Consider the following 20401-nt stretch of genomic DNA (forward strand, 5'->3'; position numbering starts at 1 on the left):
CTGCTACTTTTTTTGAACCCGTTTTAAAATCATTAAACTCAATGGGTTAAAAGCGTAACCACTAATGTTGTTCTGTAGCATTACAACCGATTGATCGTAAAATAAAGGAACAACCGGAGCATAATCCATTACCATCTGGTCCATTTTTCGGTATAGCTCAAAGCGTTTTTCATTGTCGGTTTCATAGTAACTTCTCTCGACCAGCTGATCAAATTCCTTATTGTAGAAAGCGGTATAATTTGGACCATAAGGAACTTTGTTTTTGGAGTAGAACATAGAAAGGAAATTCTCTCCGTCTCCATAATCGGCCAGCCAGGAACCACGAAAAAAGTTGACGCTATTTTTCGACATCAGATCACGAAGGCTGGCGCTTGGGCTTACATCAATTTTAACTTTAATACCTACAGCAGTAAGCTGGCCCTGGATAAATTCGATCAGATCTTTATAAGTTGTAGTAGTATTTAAGGTCACTTCACTCATACCTTTTCCTTCCGGGAAACCCGCTTCCGCTAAAAGTTTAGCTGCAAGTTTGGGATTGTAAGCATATCCACGAACAGCCAGGCTATCGAAACCAGGCATGCCTTTAGGAATAAAACCAGATGTAGCAGAAACACCAATGCCATTTCTTAAGTATTTAATCAGCCGGTCACGATCTATCGCATAGTTAATGGCCTGTCTGATTTTTTTTAAGCGCAATGGCGATTTCCTGACGATCGAAAGACTGGTATCAACTAAAATACCAACATATTCCGTGCACAAGTAAGGGCTTTTGGTGAGCGTAAATTTGCCTTTATATTTTGAGGTCATTTTTCCGCTTTTAGTTAGGATATCATCGCGATAACTGCCATCTACATTATAGTAAAAATCCAGGTCCTTTTTCAGGAAGCTCATGAAGCCACTCTGCTTATCGGTAATGAAACTGGTCTTGATGGCGTCAAGATAGGGTAATGAGGTTCCTTCCATATCTTTTTCAAAATAATGATCGTTTTTCAACAGCACCAGTATTTCACCTTCTTTCCAGTATTTAAATCTAAAGGGACCTGTACCCACCGGATGACTCCTGAAATCTTTACCATAATGTTCTACCACTTCTTTGGGTACAACAGAACAATATTGGGTAGTAAGTAAACTCATGAAAGGTGGAAAAGGGCGTACCAGTTTAATCTGGAAAGTAGAATCGTTCAGCGTAATAAAATTGCTTTTGTCCTTTACCTTATCGCTAAAAATCCACCCACCTGATGAGGCCACCCTGGGGTCAATTAACCGATAAAAACTGTACACAAAATCGCTTGCAACAACTTTTCGGCCTTTTCCGTTTTTAAAGATGGGATCGTCATGAAAGTAAACATCGCTACGCAGGTTAAAGGTGTACGTAAGTGCATCTTCAGAAACCATCCAGCTTTTGGCTATGCAGGGAAGGGTTTGCAAAGAAGAATCGATCTGTACCAAACCATTAAAAATTTGGTTGGTCATCCAGATGGCATTTTGGTTTCGCGCAAAAGCCGGATCAATAGAGGTTAAACCCTGATCCAGATTAATATTGAATACTTTTTTATCGCGATGATCGGTATTTTCTTTACATGAAATGAAGATGATTACATAAAAAAACCAAAATATATGCTTAAATGAGCCTCTCATGCGATCAGGAATGTTATTTTTGCACAAATTAATAAATTTAATGCAGATGTCTTTTTTAAACGATTTATTTATTGGCCTCGATGAAGCTAAACAGGAAGAATTGCAGGAGCGTTTAGATCTGGTTGAACATAAAATTAAATTTATGGATAAAGTGCCCGTAGCTTGTATCGATGCTGATAATTATCCTGGCTATCTACTTTCAGAAGAGATCGCTTTGGCTGGGGGGATGTTGGAAACTGATATTTTAAGTGCTGTTTTCATCATTTATTATCAGCCGGGCAAAACGCTCAACGATTTAATGCGGGAAGTACCTTCTGTTTTGGACACAAACTGGCCTGCCGTAAAAAACAATCGCATTATATTATTGAATGATGATGTAGAACGCGAGCGTACTGCTGAAAATGCTGTTTCCCTGATAGAAGATATTGCTGAAATGCTTCACCCGGGTTCCTTTATTTTTGGGCATGAAGGTGATAAGTGGATCAGGTTTGGCGCTTAGGCTGATGTAAAATGGATGATGGACGAGGGATAATGGGGCACACCATTCGGACCCAAATCTTTCAAATTTTCCAATTTCAATGCTTGTACTCGTTTCCAAAACTATGCGTAGCATACAATTTTAACCAGAGATGGTGTTAACTGATTTAATCAGTTGGAAGATTTGCAACTTTTATAACATTCCAACTTTTAACCCTTCAACTTATAGATCTGAAAATCTGACAGTACGAGTATTGCCTGGCCAGATTTAATGCATCTAAACCCTTCCGCCCCCTCAACCTTCCATCCTTCAAATCTCTCTTATCTGGTATTCCTCTATCTTCCGGTAAAGTGTGGTCAAACCAATTCCTAATAACCTCGCAGTTTCCGTTTTGTTCCCTTTGGTATGTATCAGTACCTTTTGAATGTGCTGTTTTTCTATTTGTTGAAGATTATAATCGTTTTCTATTGGGGTAAACTCGAAGAATTCGGGAGGGAGAGCAGCTGCGCTTAATACATCGCCATCTGATAAAATAACCAAACGTTCGATGATGTTTTTTAACTCACGGATATTACCTTTCCAACTATGACTGCTCAAGAGAGATAAAATTTTATCATCCATTTTGGGTACTGATCGGTTTACCTTATTGGCAAATTCTTTCAGATAATAGGCAGCCAGCGCCGAGATATCGGCTTTACGTTCGCGAAGCGGAGGTAAGGTAATGGTGAAAACGGAAAGGCGGTAATACAGGTCTGATCGGAATTTCCCTGATAATGCATCAGCTTTTAAATCTTTATTGGTGGCGGCTAAAATGCGAACGTTTACCTGTTGTGTTTGGGTATCGCCAACTTTAATAAAAGTCTGGCTTTCCAGAACACGTAATAATTTTGCCTGTAAATCAAGGTTCATCTCACCAATTTCATCCAGCAGCAATGTGCCGCCATTGGCTTCTTCCAAAAGTCCTTTCTTATCTTTATTGGCACCTGTAAAAGCCCCGGCTTTATATCCAAACAATTCGCTTTCCAATAAATCAGGACTAAAACCGCTACAATTTAGCGCTAAGAATGGTTTTGTTGCCCTAAGGCTTTCATAATGGATAGATTGTGCAAAAACTTCTTTTCCAGTTCCGGTCTCGCCAAGCAACAAAACCGTGGTATCGGTTATACTTACTTTTTTTGCCAGATCAATAGCTTCCTTTAATGCTTTAGATTGACCGATAATCGTATCGAAGCTATGCTTTTTTGCGATTTTGTTTTCAAGATCGGAAACCCTGCGTTGTAGATTAGATTTATCCATCGCTTTGTATAAAAGCGGAATAATTTTTTCGTTATCGTCGCCTTTTACGAGATAATCGAATGCGCCATTTTTTATGGCTAAAACCCCATTAGCAATGGTTCCATAAGCGGTGAGGTTAATAATTTCTACATAGGGTTTTATGGCTTTGATATCTTTAACCAGCGCAACACCATTAACATCAGGAAGCTTTACATCGCTGATGACAATACTTATATCATTGCTTTTTAAAAGTTTAAGTCCTTCTTTTCCGGTATTGGCCTGTAAGGTTTTGAAGCCTTCAAGCTCTATAATCCTGGAGAGTAAACTGCAAATTTTCTTTTCATCATCAATGATGAGGACCATCCCATTCATAGGTTAAAATTATGCTGCAATATTAATGATAAAAATAACGAAAGATGGATGAGGTGATAAAATAAGCTGCTCTGGATTTTCATGTTCTGTGCTTTTTTGGCAAAAAGAAAATAATTAGTGAAAATATAGGTTAAAAGGTTTTGTACGTCAAAGCTTTGGACTAAGGACTTCCGAGTCTGGACTAATTTGTACCTTTTTCGTTTCGTAGGAGGTAAAATAAAAGCATTTTGAGCATATTTGAATTTTGCAAGACAAATAGTATGTTCAAAAGATTAACTGCCCTATTTACCCTATGTTTTCCGATAATGTTCTGTGCGGCGCAACAGGTTCGGCCGGTAAAATCATCCGAGATTTACAGAGAACTCAAAACCTTAAAACACCTGCCAAAGGTTTTATATTTAGCGGCGCATCCAGATGATGAAAATACAGGTTTACTGTCTTGGTTGATTAACGAGCAAAATGTAGAAACTGCTTATTTGTCGCTTACCAGGGGAGATGGCGGGCAAAACCTTTTGGGTACCGAACAAGGCGCAGCATTGGGCTTAATCAGAACACACGAACTTTTGGAAGCCCGAAGATTAGACGGCGCGCAACAATTTTTTACCAGGGCAATTGACTTCGGTTTCTCTAAAAATACCAACGATACGTTTAAACAATGGGATGCAGACAGCATTACCGCTGATGTGGTTTGGGTGATCAGAAAATTCAGGCCTGATGTGATTATTTGCCGTTTCCCCCCCAACTGCTGCTGCGGGTCATGGACAACATGCCGCTTCTGCAGTTGTTGCTGAGAAAGCTTTTAAAGCGGCTGCCGATAAAAATATGTTTCCTGAACAGCTGAAATATGTTAACGTTTGGCAGCCAAAAAGATTATTGTGGAATACTTTTAGGTTTGGTGGTGTAAATACAACAGCCGAAAACCAGTTAAAAGCAACCGTTGGGCAATATGATGCTCAATTGGGCATGGGTTATGGTGAGTTGGCTGGATTAAGTAGGAGTTTGCATAAAAGCCAGGGCGCAGGAACACAGTCGGTAGCTGGTGTGCGTACCGAATATTTTACCAATGTTTTGGGCGATCCTGCCAAAAGAACTCTTTTTGACGGCGTAAACATGAACTGGTCTGACAAAGGTATAAGCGATATTGATGAACTCATCGATATTATACTGTTATCATTCAATTATAACCAGCCTGATAAAAGCCTGCACGGACTGTTGATGCTAAGAAAAAAAATTGCAGAATTGCAGGATGTCGCGTTAAGAAAGGATAAACTGACTGCTATTGATAACATCATTTTAAGCAGTGCAGGTTTTATGGGCGAGGTGGTGACCAATCAACCTGAAGCGCTTGCCGGCAATAGCTATAATTTCCGTTTAAACTTAATTTCCAGATCGGCTACTCCTGTAAAGGTAGAAAGTGTAAACTGGTTAAACCAGACCGATTATTTAAATAGAATGCTGGCTAATGATTCGCTGATTACCATTGAGCGTAAAATCCAGATTCCAGCAGATGCTGCGCCTACTGAACCTTATTGGCTGGCTAAGCCTGCAAAAAACGCGGCAACATTCAGCGTGCCGAATGATACATTGATCGGACTTCCGGAAATGCAATCGCCCATCAACGTATTGGTAACACTGAAAATAGAGTCTGAAAAATTTGCGGTCAGCTTGCCTTTATCTTTTAAAAAATTAGATCCGGTTAAAGGAGATGTGGTAGAAGCACTCAGGATTATCCCACCACTTGATTTGAGTTTTACCGAGCCTGTTTATTTTGCTAAGGAAAAAGAAGCTTTAAATGTTGGTCTTCGCTTAAAGGCCAACAAAAACATTAATTATGGCAAGGTTAGTTTTAAGATTGGTAACCAGGTAGTAAAGACCTTTCAAGGGATTAACCTGGCTGAAAATACCATTAACACGATGAATTTCGTTCTCCCAATTGAAGATTTAGCCAAAATTAAAAACAGCCAGAATAAATTAGAAGCAGTTTTTTCATCGGAAACGAATGAATATTCAAGAGGGCAGGTATTAATTCAATATCCGCATTTGCCAGCCCTTCAGTATTTTGTTCCAGCCACTACCTGGTTAATTAAGGGAGATATAAAAGTATTGGCAAAAAAAATTGGCTATATAGAAGGGGCAGGTGACCTCATTCCCGAATTTTTAAGACAGGCCGGTTTACAGGTTGATGTGCTGACCGAGGCAGATATCCTAAGTACGGCAAAATTGGCAAGTTACGATGCTGTGGTAACAGGAGTAAGGGTAATCAATACCGAAAAAAGAATAAAAAACTGGCAAACCGCTTTACGCAGTTATGTAGAAAACGGTGGAACGATTGTAATGCAGTACAATACCACACAGGATATGGCACTGCAGGATTTTGGTATTTATCCATTTAACATTAGTGGTAAAAGGGTTACTGAAGAAAATGCTGAAGTTAAATTTTTAAAACCTGCGCATAAGTTGCTGAACTATCCAAATAAAATTACTGCCGATGATTTTAAAGGTTGGGTGCAGGAACGTGGCGCCTACTTTCCTGATCAATGGGATCCTAAGTACGAAACACTATTCGAAATGCACGATACTGGCGAGGAGCCACTTCAGGGCTCAACCCTGTATGCTAAATATGGTAAAGGGAATTTCATTTATACGCCTTTGGCATTTTTCAGGCAACTACCTGCCGGGAATATTGGTGCAGCCAAGTTGTTCTTTAACTTCTTATCAGCTGGGAAGTGATGAAAAACCAACTTAAAAACTGGAGCACCTGGTACATACTTTTGACACTTGCACTGTTATTTCAGATTTTAGTTTATTATCTGTTTACTAAATTCTGGGCATGAGTAATATCGATTGGGCAGTATTGATATTTACCCTGCTAGCGGTTGTAACTTATGGCGTTTTTATTGGCCGGGGGCAAAAAAGCAATGCTTCCTATTTAAAGGCTGATAATAAAATGCCCTGGTATATTGTGCTGCTTGGTATTATGGCTACGCAGGCCAGTGCCATTACTTTTTTATCGGCGCCGGGACAGGCTTATACCGATGGTATGCGCTTTGTGCAGTATTATTTCGGTCTGCCATTGGCCATGATTGTAATCTGCATTACTTTCATCCCCATTTTCCAACGTTTAAATGTATATACCGCCTACGAATATTTAGAGAACCGTTTTGATAAAAAAACGCGGGTGTTAACCTCATTGCTGTTCCTTTTCTCACGGGGGTTATCAACCGGCATCAGTATTTATGCACCAAGTATTATTCTCTCAAGCGTTTTAAACTGGAATATCTATTTAACCAATATTCTTACCGGGGGGATTTTATTGATTTATACTTATGTTGGTGGTGCTAAGGCAATTGCACATACACAGAAGCTACAGTTTATAATTATACTAGGTACAATGGCCTTTGCTGCATACCTTCTGGTGCAAAACATGCCAAATGGGATCGGATTTAAAGATGCACTTTACCTGGCCGGGAAGTCGGGTAAATTAAATGTAATTACTACTGATTTCGACTGGAAGGATAAATATAATATCTGGAGCGGTTTAATTGGCGGTTTTTTTCTGGCGCTTTCTTACTTCGGCACAGATCAGAGCCAGGTTGGAAGATACATTACCGCAAAAGATAACACCAATGCCAAGATGGGATTATTATTAAATGGATTGGTCAAAATTCCAATGCAGTTTGCAATCCTCTTAATCGGCGCATTATTGTTCGCTTTTTTCTCCTTGAAACCGGCCCCAATTTATTTCAATGAACGGTCCTATCAGCATTTAAAAGAAACGCAGCCTCAGCAGGCCGCAACTTTCGAAAAAGAACATCAGGCATTAGCCCAAAAGTTTAACCTGCAATCGAGAAACATCCTAAAAGAAAAGGAAAATCAATCACCCGACCTGAATGCCTCAATAGAAAATTTTAAATCGATCCAAAAGCAGGTAAAGGAATTGCACGGCAGGGTAGAGGACGCTATTAATAAGTCGAATTACAATGCAGAGAAAACTGATACCAATTATATCTTTTTATACTTTGTGAAAAATACCTTTCCGGTTGGGATGATCGGACTGCTTTTTGCCGTCATCTTTCTGGCCAGCTGGGGGTCGATTTCAGCTGCATTAAATTCGCTGGCTGCCTGTTCTTTAAAAGATGTACACCTCATTTTTGGTAAAAAAGATGTAGATGACAAAACGGAATTAAAATATAGCCGTTTGCATACTTTAGCTTGGGGTATTTTTTCAATTGCAGTGGCCATGTTTGCCACAAAAATGGGTTCGCTAATCGAAGCGGTTAATGTGCTTGGGTCACTTTTTTATGGACCAATTCTGGGTATTTTTCTGGTGGCCTTTTATTTTAAAAAGATAAACGGACCTATCGTATTTATTAGCGCCATCCTATCCGAAATTGCTGTTTTTGCAATATATGAGTTCGATATTGTTTCATTTCTTTGGCTTAATGTAATCGGCGCGGCAGCAGTAATAGTGTTCTCATTAATTGGCCTCTTATTTGCCAATCCAAAAACAATAGTCGATAGATAAGCTTAATTTTTACGTGCAGCAGATATTTGCTTCCGAAGCAAAATTTAAAATTTAATACCTTTATTTTCGATAAAACAGATAAACTGAACATGATTGATGCCTGGGTTGATAGATGGAATGACCGGTATAGTACCAATGAGTTTGCTTATGGCGAACAACCAAATAACTATCTAAAAGAGCAGCTGATGCCGCTAGATGTTGGAACGATACTTTTTCCTGCGGAAGGCGAAGGCCGAAATGCTGTTTTTGCAGCTAAGCTTGGCTGGGAGGTTTCGGCCTTTGATATCAGTATTGAAGGAAAAAATAAAGCCACTCAATTAGCAGAAAAAAATAAAGTTAGTATTAATTACCAGGTAGGTGAACTCCAGGATCTGGGCTATAAAGCTGAACAATTTGATGCCATTGCTTTGATTTACGCACACTTTCCATCGGCAATTAAATCAATTTACCACAAAACACTAAGCCATTACATGCGCAAGGGTGGTTTGCTTATTTTCGAAGCCTTTAGCAAGAAACACCTTGATTACATTGCCAAAAACGAAAAAGTTGGTGGACCAAAAGAAATCGATATGTTATTTTCGATTGAAGAAATAAAAGCTGATTTTGAAAATTACGAGATTCTCGTACTGGAAGAAAGAGAAATTGTTTTGAATGAAGGTTTGTTTCATAACGGTCAGGGTTCGGTAGTCAGGTTTATTGGAAGAAAGAAATAAAGCGATCTGTTTACACCACTAAATGGATTCAAATAATGGTAAAGTTTAGTGCGATTTTTTCAACACCGCGAGTATCGTTTTTATCAACCTAAAGCCTTATTTTCGTAAAATTAAAAACAACAAAAACAGATATAATACTATGAAAACGATGATTAGATCAATCGCGTTGCTATTTACGGCAATTACCGTTTCTGTAAGTGCAATGGCGCAGGATGCGCAGCCTAAACCAAGTCCGGCAGCAAACGCAACAGGGAAAGTTAAAGGCGCAACCATTACAATTAACTACAGCAGTCCGGCAGTAAAAGGCCGTAAAATCTGGGGCGGTTTAGAAGCCTTTGATAAAGTATGGCGTGCAGGTGCAAACGAAGCTACCACTTTCGAAACTGATAAAGATATTCTGGTTGAAGGTAAACCTTTGGCGGCAGGAAAATACAGTTTCTTTTTAATCCCTAAAGAAAGCGGAACCTGGACAGCTATTTTCAACAAAGAACCAAAACAATGGGGCGCTTACAAATACGAAGACGCTAAAGATGCTTTACGTGTAGATGTTAAAACCAAAGCTTTAAAAGCAACGCAAGAGCGTTTGGTTTATAAAATTACCAAAAGCGGTTTTGCCCTGGAATGGGATAAAATTTCTGTTCCGGTAACGATTAAGTAAACTAGATAAAATTATGAAGAGCCGTCCCAGTTTAATATTTGGGGCGGCTTTTTTATGCCCTTTCTTAAACGGGAAGAACTTCTTACTTTACACAGGCATTGCGCTCCCTTTAAAAAAAATATTTTTAATCCTTGGTCTGTCCTCACAGAACGAAAAGGATATTATCCTATCGGTTGTTGTCTCACCTACCGAAATAGAATCAGGAAATGAATGGCCTGTGGAGCTTGGAGGCTGACAGTCCCGCTATTCATTCCAAGTCCTCGCTGCGCTCCGGGCTTTACATTTCTATCGGGTTTAGGAACAAAGGTTTGTACGTTGCAACCTAAAAAATGGAATGCTGCAGTAGCAAATTAGCTCCCCTGTCCGTTGCAGGCGAGGGTTGCAGCGATACCCTGCAGCAACGAGGAACAAGGCAGCGAAGCGTATAAGCGTAATAGTGGGAGGAAATTTGGTGATATGTATTGGCCCTGTGCTCCAAGCATTGATATATTTATACTTTCAATCCTCGGTCTGTGTCCTCACAGAACGAAAAGGATATTATCCTATCGGTTGTTGTCTCACCTACCGAAATAGAATTAGGAAATGAATGGCCTGTGGAGCTTGGAGGCTGACAGTCCCGCTATTCATTCCAAGTCCTCGCTGCGCTCCGGGCTTTACATTTCTATCGGGTTTAGGAACAAAGGTTTGTACGTTGCAACCTAAAAAATGGAATGCTGCGGAAGCCAATTAGCCCCCCTGCCCGTTGCAGCGATACGCTGCAGCAACGAGGTACGAGGCAGCGAAACGCAAAAGCGTAGAACGGGAAGGAACTTCATGTTATGCACAGGCATTGCGCTCCAAATGATAATAGATGTAAGTATTCAGCCTCTCTCTTCCCTTTGTAAAGAAGCTAAAACATAATATCTACTTCATGTTAAAATACTATTTTAGGCCGAATTATAAATCAGCACCCTATAATGAAGTTTTCTATTAAATTATTGGCCTTATTGCCGCTCCTTTCGTTAAACGTTTTAGCACAACAGAAATCGCAGAATTTTTCTGTAAAAACCATGAAGCCTGTAGATCAGGTAAACGTGTTTTTAGGCTCTTCTGCCGATCACGGGCAGATGTCGCCAGCTGCCTCCGCACCTTTCAGTATGTTGAGTATAGGCCCGCAAACTTATCCTAAAACACATACGGGTTACGAATACCTGGCTAAGAAATTTGAAGGGTTTACCCACAATCGTTTCGAAGGGGTGGGCTGCCAGGGTTCGGGTGGTAATATTTTTATCAAACCATTTTTGGGTAGTGATCCTGCTGCATCTGAATTGATTAAGGTTGCTGAAAAAGCAAGTCCGGGTTATTATGAAGTGGGTTTTGAAAATAAAATTAAAGCCAGCTTTACGGTATTGGGCAAAGCGGGAAAACATGCCTACCAATTTCCGAAAGGGTCAAAAGGGTTTTATCTTGATTTGGGGTATGCTTTTAACGGTGCTTTTGTGGCCGAATCGCACGAAGTAAACGGCAATACCATCAGTGGGTGGATTACTTCGAAAACTACCTGTGGAGTAGGTAAATACAAGTTGTTTTACTATATGGAAATCGACGGCAACGTATCATGGAAAGTAATCGGTGAACATAAAATGATTGCCATGCTTAATGAAGAGTCGACTTCGGTAGGAATCAATGTCGCCCTTTCTGCCGTAAGTGTAGAAGCGGCGAAAGTTTCCATTAATAAAACTCCATTTAATATTGTAAAAGAAAAAAGCAAAGCCGATTGGAATACCAGTCTCTCCAAAATCGCCGTAAATGGCGATCTGGAAAGTGCAAAGCTTTTTTACTCACTTTTATACCGTACCATGCAATCGCCATATGTGATTTCCGAAACTGACGGAACATATCGCAATACAAAAGGCGAAATTCAAAAAGATAAAGAAATCCGTTACAATGGCTGGGCCATCTGGGACAATTACCGTACGCAGTTACCTTTGCTTTCACTAATTGAACAGGATAGGTATGCCGGAATGGTAAGTTCTATTGCCGATCTGTATAATTCAGGTAAAAAAGATTATGCAGGTCAGAATGAACCCTCAAATACTGTACGTTCTGAACATGCCATTGTTGTTTTGCTTGATGCTTATCGCAAAGGCTATCCGGTAGATTTTAATAAGATTGCGGATTCATTAGTAAAAGAAGTAAATGGTTTGGATTATAAATCGCCTGATAAAGCTTTGGAGTCAAGTTACGATAACTGGGCACTTGCAGAAATCTTCAAGATATTAAAGAATAAAGAAAAATCAGATTTTTATCTCAATAAGGCGCTTGAATATAAAAAATATTGGAATAAGGATTTTAAAGACATGACCAAAAATGATGTCGACCGGATGCAGGCCCGCGGTTTATACCAGGGTACCATCTGGCAATACAGGTGGTTTGTACCCTATGATTTTAAAGGGTTGATTGAACTGGATGGAGGAGTGGAATCTTATTTGGCCAAACTTGATGAATTTTTTGCCCGCGATTTATACAACCATGCCAACGAACCGGATTTACAGGTTCCGTTGATGTATAATGTGACCAGGTCAGGTTATAAATCTCAATATTGGATGCACCAACTGGCGGCTGATACCGTTATTCAGAACTACTTCAATGATAACAGCCGTGGAATTGGCAGTTACATCGGCAAAATCTACAGAAACCAGCCAAAAGCTTACTTGCGTACGATGGATGACGATGCCGGAGCGATGAGTGCATGGTACGTGTTTGCTGCGAGTGGTTTTTCTCCTGCCTGTGTGGGCTGGCCAGTGTATTATTTAAACGTACCCTTATTTCCGTTGCTAACTTACAACCTGCCAAAAGGAAAAACTTTTACGATCGAAACGGAAAATTTTGGCGCAAAAAACAAATATATTAAGGCTGTTTTTCTTAACGAAAAGCCTTTTAAAAAGAACTACATCACACAGGAAGATATTAATAGCGGAGGTCGGTTAAAAATAGTGGCATCGGCAGTTCCGGTTAAAATTTCCGACACCGAAAACTGGATTTCAGATCTCACAAATAATTTCAAAAAATAGTGAAATATGGCAAACTAAATCTCATTATTGCTGTTGTTCTAGTATAAATTTAAGATCATGGCACCTTTAAAATTAAGCGAAGAACAGCATGCTACATTAAGCAATAGAAACACATTAGAACAAGTGAACGAACAACCTTTAGAACTTCATCCAGAAGCTTATAAGGTAAAAGGCCCATCTCCGGATAAAATGAAGACGGTATCATCCTCTTTAAGAAATTATGCGCATGGCCTGTACGGATTGTTATAAAACGCTTCAAACAAAACCTCTTCATAACAGATGATATAGAGCAGCAGACTTAAAACAGTCGGCTGCTTTTTTTTATTAGATTTATCCAAGTTGTTATCGTCATCCTGAATTTATTTCAGGATCTGTTGTGGAAAATACGATAGCAAGTTTATCCCCCATTTTTAATTCCAAATTTCTAATTAAATTGATGAAACAAAGTGCCGGAATATTGCTTTTCAGGAGAAAAGATGAGCAGATAGAATTTTTTCTGGTTCATCCCGGTGGACCATTTTTTGCGAAAAAGGACCTTGGTTTTTGGACTGTCCCAAAAGGAGAATTAAATGAAGGTGAAGAGGCACTAACTGCGGCCATCCGCGAATTTAAAGAAGAAACCGGTCAAAGCTTAACAGGCGATTTCATAGAATTAACACCGATTGTGCAAAAGGGTGGTAAAAAAGTATGGTGTTGGGCATTTGAAGGAGACATTGAACCTTCAATCATTGTTAGTAACACCTTCGAAATAGAATGGCCGCCAAGATCAGGTAAAAGGCAAAGTTTTGCCGAAATAGACAAAGCCAATTGGTTTACTTACGCTGATGCCATTATCTACATTAACGAAAAGCAGATTGCTTTGCTTGATGAGCTACAATCAAAGTTAAGCCGCTAATTCGAAGTATAAGATATCCTTTTCGGCACCGTTGATAATGATCGAGATCTGATGGTCGCCCAAATGAAATTTACGTGTGGTAATCAGCACAAATTTTTGTTTTCTGATGATATTTATTGTTGTACCAGCAGGATAAATCCTTTCCGAAATTTTATACACTTTTTTGGTGTTCTGCCCATTTTGTTTTTTATAATAAATGGCGTATTCCAATCTTACTTTTTGTTCAAAAATATTCTGATTGAAGATAGAAAACGAAAACTCCAGGCTTTCGCCGATGCGAATCTGGGGCGTTAAGATTTTGAAATCCTTTAGTAAAATCCCTGCGTCGTCTAAGCCATAATGTTTAAGAATATCGGCATGACCTTGTTTAAGTAATGTGCGGCTGCCATGTTTAATGATAGCATCCGTTTCTGTACCTAAACCCGACCATTTTTTAGCCATATTTAAAACCACATGAGGGTGATCTTTTGCAATATCATTTAAGTTGTTGGCAACGCTCCGCCTTACGTATTCAGACGAATCTGTTTTTAGATTTTCCAGTATGGGTAAAATGGATGTCGGGTCTTTTTTTAGAAAAGGAATACCCATGGCCCAGGGTAATCGCGGACGGCTGCCTTCACTGGCGAGCCTTCTTACTTTATGGCTTTCGTGCAGCGACCATTCTTGCATTCTTAAAATCATCTTATTTTCGTATTTTAAGATAAAAGGACGAACAGCAAATTCGCAACTTACAAATTGTGTGACGAATTCGAGTGCTTCAACAGAACTTTCGAAATCATCAATACCATAGGTTTCAATATAATCAGGTAAAAACATGTAGGCCAGTCCATCTTCTCCAATACCCTGTACCCTTAAGTGTTCAATTATTTTTTTGATGAGCGAAATCGTTTGCGGATAATTTTTGGGTAAAAAATCATGTAATACCCTGGTAGTATGTTTCATTCGCTCTTTTAGTTCTTTAGCCTCGAATTCGGGAGTGAAGATTTTGTTGATGAATAATTTTTTGTCGAAACCTGGTATACTGGTTGACAACGCAGTGGTTAATCTATCATAAAAGGCAGGTGAATATAGATTTTTAAGTAGGTTGGCCATAATTTAGGTAGTTAAAGCGGGAGATATGATTTTTGATAAGCGGCTAATTTACTAAAAATATTAGTATTTTTAAATGTTTGCTAAACTTTTGTTTGACCTACTTATTTTTACGTTTCGTTTAATAATTTAAGCTTTTCCTTTGGCATATTTGTTTATCTAAAAATAAAGGTATGGATACAATAAAAATAGGCTGGATCGGATTGGGAAACATGGGATTCCCAATGGCAGCGCAATTGATTAAAGCTGGCTATTTAGTTACGGTTTACAACAGGAGTAAGGGCAAAGAGGCTCCGCTGAAAGAACTGGGCGCATCAACTGCCGAGACCCCTAAAGCGTTAATTGCTGCTACTGATGTGGTAATCATTATGGTAGCTGATGATGCCGCAGTTGATCAGGTTTTTAATAATAACGACGGTCTCTTTGACGCCAATATTTCAAATAAGTTGATTATCAACATGAGTACGGTTTCTCCTGCCATTTCTAAAGAGATGGCTTCTATATGCAAAGAAAAAGGCGGACAGTATTTAGATGCACCAGTTTCAGGAAGTGTGAAACAAGCAGAAACAGGACAGCTGGTGATTATGGCTGGTGGTGATGAAACTGCGTTTGAACAGATAAAACCACTTTTAGAAAAAATGGGCAAACTGGCTAAACTTGTTGGCGGAAGTGGTGCGGGTAATAGTGCAAAACTGGCAATCAATTCACTCCTGGCACTTTATGCGCAAGGCTTGGCTGAAACCGTTTTATTTGCTAACGAGCAAGGAATTGGAACAGCTGATTTATTGGAATTGATCAATAACGCTGCTATCGGAAACGTCTTTACTAAAATTAAAGGCGATGCTATTATTGCTGACAATTATAAAGCAGCATTCGCACTTAAGCATATTGTAAAAGATTTAAATCTAGCAAAGGCAGAGGATATTTCATCTCCATTGGCTAAAACTACACGAAATACTTTTGAAAATGCAGCAGCAAAATATGGAGAAGAAGATATTATTGCTGTGATCAAACAGGTTAGGGAATAAAGAAATTTTAAATATTATAAAGAATAACCATAGGTGATTTTAATGATTTCCTGTGGTTATAGTACTTAAGTTCAATATTTATTAATTATCGCGCTGTTAAAAGTTTCATGTGTATCGTATAAATTTTATCGAAATGATCAGAGTTTCATGTATATCATATAAAAAATGGAAGGTTATATTTTCAATCCGCCAAAAGTACTTCCCAATATGATGGCCAGTACAATTAATGTAATTACAACGTATAGCTTATCTTTTTCAAGCACAAAAGCGACCAGCGAGAATATAATCCGCAAAATTGGTGTAATAATCAATAGTAATACACCGAACTGGATAATAGCCATTGGTTTAAAAGTAAAAAGTCCTTTAAAAATGCCATCAAAAGTGATAAAGTCGTTTTCTTCACCCTTAAAAATATGATAGTCGGGCCGGCCTTGTGCTCCGTTTTGTGTCAAAAAAAGAATGCCGCCCAATAAAACCACCAGGCTGGCGGTAATTACACCAAATCTTAATAGTTTGCCCACAATTTTTTCTACATCACGGTCTTGTATAATATGGGTTGAGATGATATTTTTCATTTTATTTAAATTTAAAATTTGTGATGATAACCGTTGTAAATCATTTCTAGTGCAACAAAAGTGATCGCGATACAGAAAATAATCCTTAAAGTGGAAGGGTTGATCCTGGTTAATAATTTGGCTCCCGTAAAAGCCCCGCCCAATACGCCGAGAACTACAGGAAATGCAATTCCGGGATCCATATAACCACGTTGCAGGTAAACTACAGCACTGGCTGCGGCGGTAACCCCGATCATGAAATTGCTGGTGGTAGTGCTTACCTTAAAGGGGATTTTCATGGCTGTATCCATGGCTAATACCTTTAATGCACCAGAACCAATCCCTAACAAACCCGACATTACGCCGGCTACGGTCATGATGGAAAAACCGGCACCAACATTTTTAAGTTTATAATTAACCGGGCCGGATGGTGTGGGGTAACTGCTATTGAGTTTCAATACAGCAGAAAGTTTACTGCCTTCAGTTAAGGCCTCCTGGTTCTTTTTTCTTAACGTCATTGCAGCAGAGAAAAGCAAAACACAGCCGAAAAGAATAGCGATAGTATTGGTGGGCGTATAAATGGCGATTATCGCACCAAGTACGGCTCCTAAGGTAGTTGCAATTTCCAAGAACATACCTAAGCGGATGTTGGTAATCCCTTCTTTTATATATGCGCTGGCGGCGCCCGATGAATTGGCAATAGAAGCAAGTAATGCAGCACCGATGGCATACCTTATATCGACATGAAAAACAAGTGTAAGCAATGGAATGACGACTACGCCGCCGCCAAGCCCGGTTAACGATCCAATCAGTCCTGCCAGATAAGCGCCAAGGATTAGGATCAGGGTAAAAGTTAAAATGGTCATGATATTAATGATTATTATTCAAAATAGTAGTGGTTATGGAAAGGGCAGAATCGGTGTTACCGGCTTTTATGGCATCAAATAATGCCTCATGTAGGTGATGGCTCATGGCAAAATGAGTGATGCCGGATGGTGCTCTTTTAGTAAAAAAATCGCGGATAATCACGGTAAAACTTTCATAAAGGTCACTTAATACACGGTTGCCAGCTGCGCGGGCAATGGCGAGGTGAAATGCGATATCGGCATCGGTACATTCAGTTCTTGATTCTTTTTCAATGGCCGATTTTCTTTTTTCAAGTGCCTCAATAATGGCTTCAAGGTCTGATTCAGTACGGTTTTTAGTAGCCAAACGCACAATTTCCTGTTCGAGCAAAGCCCTAACCTGATTGATCTCTTTAAAATCAGCACTTCGCAAACGTTGTTCAATGGGCTCGGTAGGGCCGGCATTAACTTTTGTTCCAAAACCTTGCTGTACCGTAAGGATTCCTGATAGGGCTAGCGATTTTATGGCTTCCCTAACAGTAGAACGGCCAACACCATATAATTCCATTAAGGCTGGCTCGGATGGAATTTTTTCTCCTACCTTAAATTTGCCTCTTTTTATGTCATTCCTGATTTTGGTAGATACCTGTTCGAAAAGTCTGCTTTCTTTTTCCATAATATGAAATCAATGATACAAACATACGATGTTTAAATTAAACATCAGATGTTTAGTGTCCGGACAATATCATTTTATTTAGAAGTGCTACTTATGCTTTACTTTAAAATAGGTATCAACATTAGGGGTTATTTTAACAAATCCAAAAAAAAGGGTTGCATTAAACAAATAAAAAGATGGTTAATGATATTTAATTTGCTATAAATCAGTTTTTTAATTAAATAAATGAAAATTAAATAACCTAATATTTGTATCGTACGAAATTTATCGTACCTTTAAAATATGAAAAATAATCAAACTGAGAATAATCTGCCCGAACCAACCAAAGCTGAACTTGAAATTCTTCAGGTGCTGTGGGAGTTTGGACCATCTACCGTTCGGTTTGTAAACGATAAGCTGAATGAACTAAGAGAGGTTAATTATACTTCTACTTTGAAGCAGATGCAGATCTTAGCTGAAAAAGGAATTTTAAAACGTGATGAAAGCCAAATGAAACACATTTATATTCCGGTCGAAGCAGAAGAAAAAACCAAAGATCAGTTATTGGACCGTTTTGTAAACACCTTGTATAAAGGCTCTGCATCGAAATTAATGATGCAACTTTTAGGGAACGAAAAAACATCAAAAAAGGAAATCGAAGAGATTAAGCGGCTATTGGATAGCATGAACTAATTAACCAGAACACAAGCTACAGAACACCATAATGGAATTTAAATTAATTGATCTTTTGCCCAAAAATTGGCTTCATGCCTTAGGTGCTACCTTGTTCCACTCTTTGTGGATTGGTGTTATTTTAGCCTTGCTAGCCGGTTTGGTCATGTTTACTTCCCGTAAGGCAAGCGCTATATGGCGTTATAACTTGCTTACGGCATGTTTAGGTTTGTTTGTTGTGGCAATCGGTTTTACTTTTTATCAGGAGCTTCAGCAGTCAGATCACCATACACAATCGCATGCCGTTCATCAAATAGGGATTAACCTGCCCATGGCAATCGCAGATCAACAAGCGATTACCAACGTACAGCAAGACATGTATTTGGGACTTAGTCGCATCTTATCTTTGTGGAATGCTTATGCCTATCAGATTGTATTGGTTTGGTTCCTGATCATTTGTGGAAAAAGTATCCAATTAATGGTAGGTTTAAATGGTGTATATCACTTGCGTAACTATAAAACCTACGCTGCAGGTAAAAAGTGGGATGAAAAATTAAATGAACTCGCCCAAAAATTGGGTTTAACGCAACAGGTTAAGCTGATGCAATCAGGCATTGCACAGGTACCTTTGGTAGTGGGGCACTTTAAACCTTTAATCCTGATTCCTTTGGGTTTACTGAATGGCTTATCCAATGCCGAAGTAGAAGCCATTCTTTCTCATGAACTGGCCCATATTAAACGAAAAGATTATTTGGTGAATATATTGCAAAGTTTCATCGAAATTGTATTCTTCTTTAACCCGGCGGTACTTTGGGTATCGCAATTAATAAAAACAGAACGCGAGCATTGTTGCGATGATTTGGCCATCGCTTGTGTAAACGACCGTAAAAATTACGTTCAGGCCCTTATTGTTTGTCAGGAGTTTAAGCAGCGTGCACCTGCTTATGCCATGGCTATGAGCGGGCCTAAAGGTAACCTGCTGCAAAGAGCAAGCAGGATGTTATTCAATACCAATTCAACTTTAAACAAAATGGAAAAAACGATATTAACCATCGCACTGGTTTCAGTAGTGATTTGCAGTGCGGCATTTAAAAGTATTGGCCATGCCGAAACAGTTACCAGAAAAGAAACATCCACTACAGTTGTAATATTACAGGATACAACCAGGAAAAAAGCTAAGCCTGCCGAACGGAAATCTGCAGATCAACTGGAAAAGGAGATCAATGCAAAGGTGAACAGCCAGCTGAAAAAGATGAATGAAAAACAACAGCTGTCAGAAACGAAAGAAGATAGAAAGGCCAGGCTTATTGATGAAGAAGCCAGGCAAGTGGATGAAAAGATACGGGAGAATGATGTAAGGCAGGCCCAGGAAGATGCTAAGCAAGCCGTTATTGATGCCAAACAAGCAGAAATGGATCGTAAACAGGCCATAGTTGATGCTAAGCAAGCTATTATTGATGCCAGACAAGCCGTTAAAGATGCAAAAGAATATCAGAAGCAGGCAGAAGCATATAAATCACAAAGTTATGGAATAGCTGCAAATTTGCCTCGTCTGCCTAAAACGCCAAAAACACCAAAAGCACCTCGTGCTGCATATGCAGTACCAGCAACACCAGCTATACCGGCTACTCCTCCAACACCACCAGCCGTTTATGGCGAAAGTGGCACTACCAAAACCAGTTCACAGCGTACAATAACTTCAAAAACAGTAACCAATGGTGATGGCCACGATTACACCAATGCAATCAATCAGGAATTGATGAAAGACGGCATCATCAGCAGTACCAATAAGCTGTCATATAAGCTCAATAAAGATGAATTGATCGTAAACGGTGTAAAACAGCCTGCCGAAGTTCAACAGAAGTATAAAAAGCGGTTTTTGAAAAATGATAACCATTCATTGATGTATAATTTTCTGATTGAAAAAAATTAAAGTTAATTTCTAAAACGC

18 protein-coding genes are annotated in these 20401 nt (G+C 39.2%); 12 read left to right on the forward strand and 6 right to left on the reverse strand.

The genetic code is table 11. From position 1 onward, the window contains the following. Positions 1-3: 3 nt before the first annotated feature. Entirely contained in the window at positions 4-1665 is a 1662-nt protein-coding gene (locus tag PGN18_RS11395; protein WP_335319616.1) for an ABC transporter substrate-binding protein, read from the reverse strand. A gap of 19 nt (positions 1666-1684) precedes the next feature. Here PGN18_RS11395 and PGN18_RS11400 point away from each other — a divergent pair, with 19 nt between their 5' ends. Next, complete coding sequence (locus PGN18_RS11400; protein WP_335319617.1) at positions 1685-2137, forward strand: hypothetical protein; 453 nt, start codon at positions 1685-1687, stop codon at positions 2135-2137. A 288-nt stretch (positions 2138-2425) separates the two neighbouring features. Here the strand turns inward: PGN18_RS11400 and PGN18_RS11405 are convergent, their stop codons facing one another. Next, entirely contained in the window at positions 2426-3763 is a 1338-nt protein-coding gene (locus tag PGN18_RS11405; protein WP_335319618.1) for a sigma-54-dependent transcriptional regulator, read from the reverse strand. Positions 3764-4023: 260 nt separating this feature from the next. On the opposite strand from PGN18_RS11405, the gene PGN18_RS11410 reads away from it, so the two are divergent. The 8 genes from PGN18_RS11410 (at position 4024) to PGN18_RS11445 (ending at position 13607) form a co-directional block, all read left to right on the forward strand. After that, positions 4024-4554, forward strand: a complete 531-nt coding sequence (locus PGN18_RS11410; protein ID WP_335319619.1) for a PIG-L family deacetylase — start codon at positions 4024-4026, stop codon at positions 4552-4554. A gap of 31 nt (positions 4555-4585) precedes the next feature. Further along, positions 4586-6493 (forward strand): hypothetical protein, encoded by a 1908-nt coding sequence (locus PGN18_RS11415; protein ID WP_335319620.1) that lies wholly within the window; start codon positions 4586-4588, stop codon positions 6491-6493. Positions 6494-6593: 100 nt separating this feature from the next. After that, a complete protein-coding gene (locus tag PGN18_RS11420; RefSeq protein WP_335319621.1) occupies positions 6594-8288 on the forward strand; it encodes a sodium:solute symporter in 1695 nt (564 codons plus the stop codon). 26 nt (positions 8289-8314) lie between these two features. Then, positions 8315-9001, forward strand: a complete 687-nt coding sequence (locus tag PGN18_RS11425) for a class I SAM-dependent methyltransferase (protein WP_335319622.1) — start codon at positions 8315-8317, stop codon at positions 8999-9001. 139 nt (positions 9002-9140) lie between these two features. Further along, positions 9141-9659 (forward strand): DUF2911 domain-containing protein, encoded by a 519-nt coding sequence (locus PGN18_RS11430; protein WP_335319623.1) that lies wholly within the window; start codon positions 9141-9143, stop codon positions 9657-9659. A 956-nt stretch (positions 9660-10615) separates the two neighbouring features. Next, a complete protein-coding gene (locus PGN18_RS11435) occupies positions 10616-12712 on the forward strand; it encodes a glycoside hydrolase domain-containing protein (RefSeq protein ID WP_335319624.1) in 2097 nt (698 codons plus the stop codon). Positions 12713-12769: 57 nt separating this feature from the next. After that, complete coding sequence (locus PGN18_RS11440) at positions 12770-12961, forward strand: hypothetical protein (RefSeq protein WP_090499394.1); 192 nt, start codon at positions 12770-12772, stop codon at positions 12959-12961. Between the two features lie 187 nt (positions 12962-13148). Beyond that, positions 13149-13607 (forward strand): NUDIX domain-containing protein, encoded by a 459-nt coding sequence (locus PGN18_RS11445; RefSeq protein WP_335319625.1) that lies wholly within the window; start codon positions 13149-13151, stop codon positions 13605-13607. Here PGN18_RS11445 and PGN18_RS11450 read toward each other — a convergent pair. Next, positions 13596-14699, reverse strand: a complete 1104-nt coding sequence (locus PGN18_RS11450) for a DNA alkylation repair protein (protein WP_335319626.1) — start codon at positions 14697-14699, stop codon at positions 13596-13598. The genes PGN18_RS11445 and PGN18_RS11450 overlap by 12 nt on opposite strands. Before the next feature lie 170 nt (positions 14700-14869). On the opposite strand from PGN18_RS11450, the gene PGN18_RS11455 reads away from it, so the two are divergent. Beyond that, the gene (locus tag PGN18_RS11455) at positions 14870-15724 is read left to right on the forward strand and encodes an NAD(P)-dependent oxidoreductase (protein ID WP_335319627.1); all 855 of its coding nucleotides are present in this window, start codon (positions 14870-14872) and stop codon (positions 15722-15724) included. 173 nt (positions 15725-15897) lie between these two features. Here the strand turns inward: PGN18_RS11455 and PGN18_RS11460 are convergent, their stop codons facing one another. Genes PGN18_RS11460 through PGN18_RS11470 form a run of 3 tightly spaced genes read right to left on the reverse strand, consistent with a single transcriptional unit; the run spans position 15898 to position 17799 of the window. Beyond that, a complete protein-coding gene (locus tag PGN18_RS11460; protein ID WP_335319628.1) occupies positions 15898-16299 on the reverse strand; it encodes a DUF1634 domain-containing protein in 402 nt (133 codons plus the stop codon). A gap of 11 nt (positions 16300-16310) precedes the next feature. Continuing rightward, positions 16311-17144, reverse strand: a complete 834-nt coding sequence (locus PGN18_RS11465; RefSeq protein WP_335319629.1) for a sulfite exporter TauE/SafE family protein — start codon at positions 17142-17144, stop codon at positions 16311-16313. A gap of 4 nt (positions 17145-17148) precedes the next feature. Continuing rightward, positions 17149-17799 carry a FadR/GntR family transcriptional regulator gene (locus tag PGN18_RS11470; RefSeq protein ID WP_335319630.1) on the reverse strand — a complete coding sequence of 217 codons (651 nt, stop codon included), beginning with the start codon at positions 17797-17799 and terminating at the stop codon, positions 17149-17151. Positions 17800-18081: 282 nt separating this feature from the next. On the opposite strand from PGN18_RS11470, the gene PGN18_RS11475 reads away from it, so the two are divergent. Together PGN18_RS11475 and PGN18_RS11480 are read left to right on the forward strand one after the other, a co-directional pair. After that, entirely contained in the window at positions 18082-18471 is a 390-nt protein-coding gene (locus tag PGN18_RS11475) for a BlaI/MecI/CopY family transcriptional regulator (RefSeq protein WP_335319631.1), read from the forward strand. A gap of 31 nt (positions 18472-18502) precedes the next feature. Then, positions 18503-20383, forward strand: a complete 1881-nt coding sequence (locus PGN18_RS11480) for a M56 family metallopeptidase (protein WP_335319632.1) — start codon at positions 18503-18505, stop codon at positions 20381-20383. The last annotated feature ends 18 nt before the right edge of the window (positions 20384-20401 follow it).

The sequence above is a fragment of the Pedobacter terrae genome, from assembly GCF_036946585.1.
In the GTDB taxonomy this organism is placed as follows: Bacteria; Bacteroidota; Bacteroidia; order Sphingobacteriales; family Sphingobacteriaceae; genus Pedobacter; species Pedobacter terrae_C.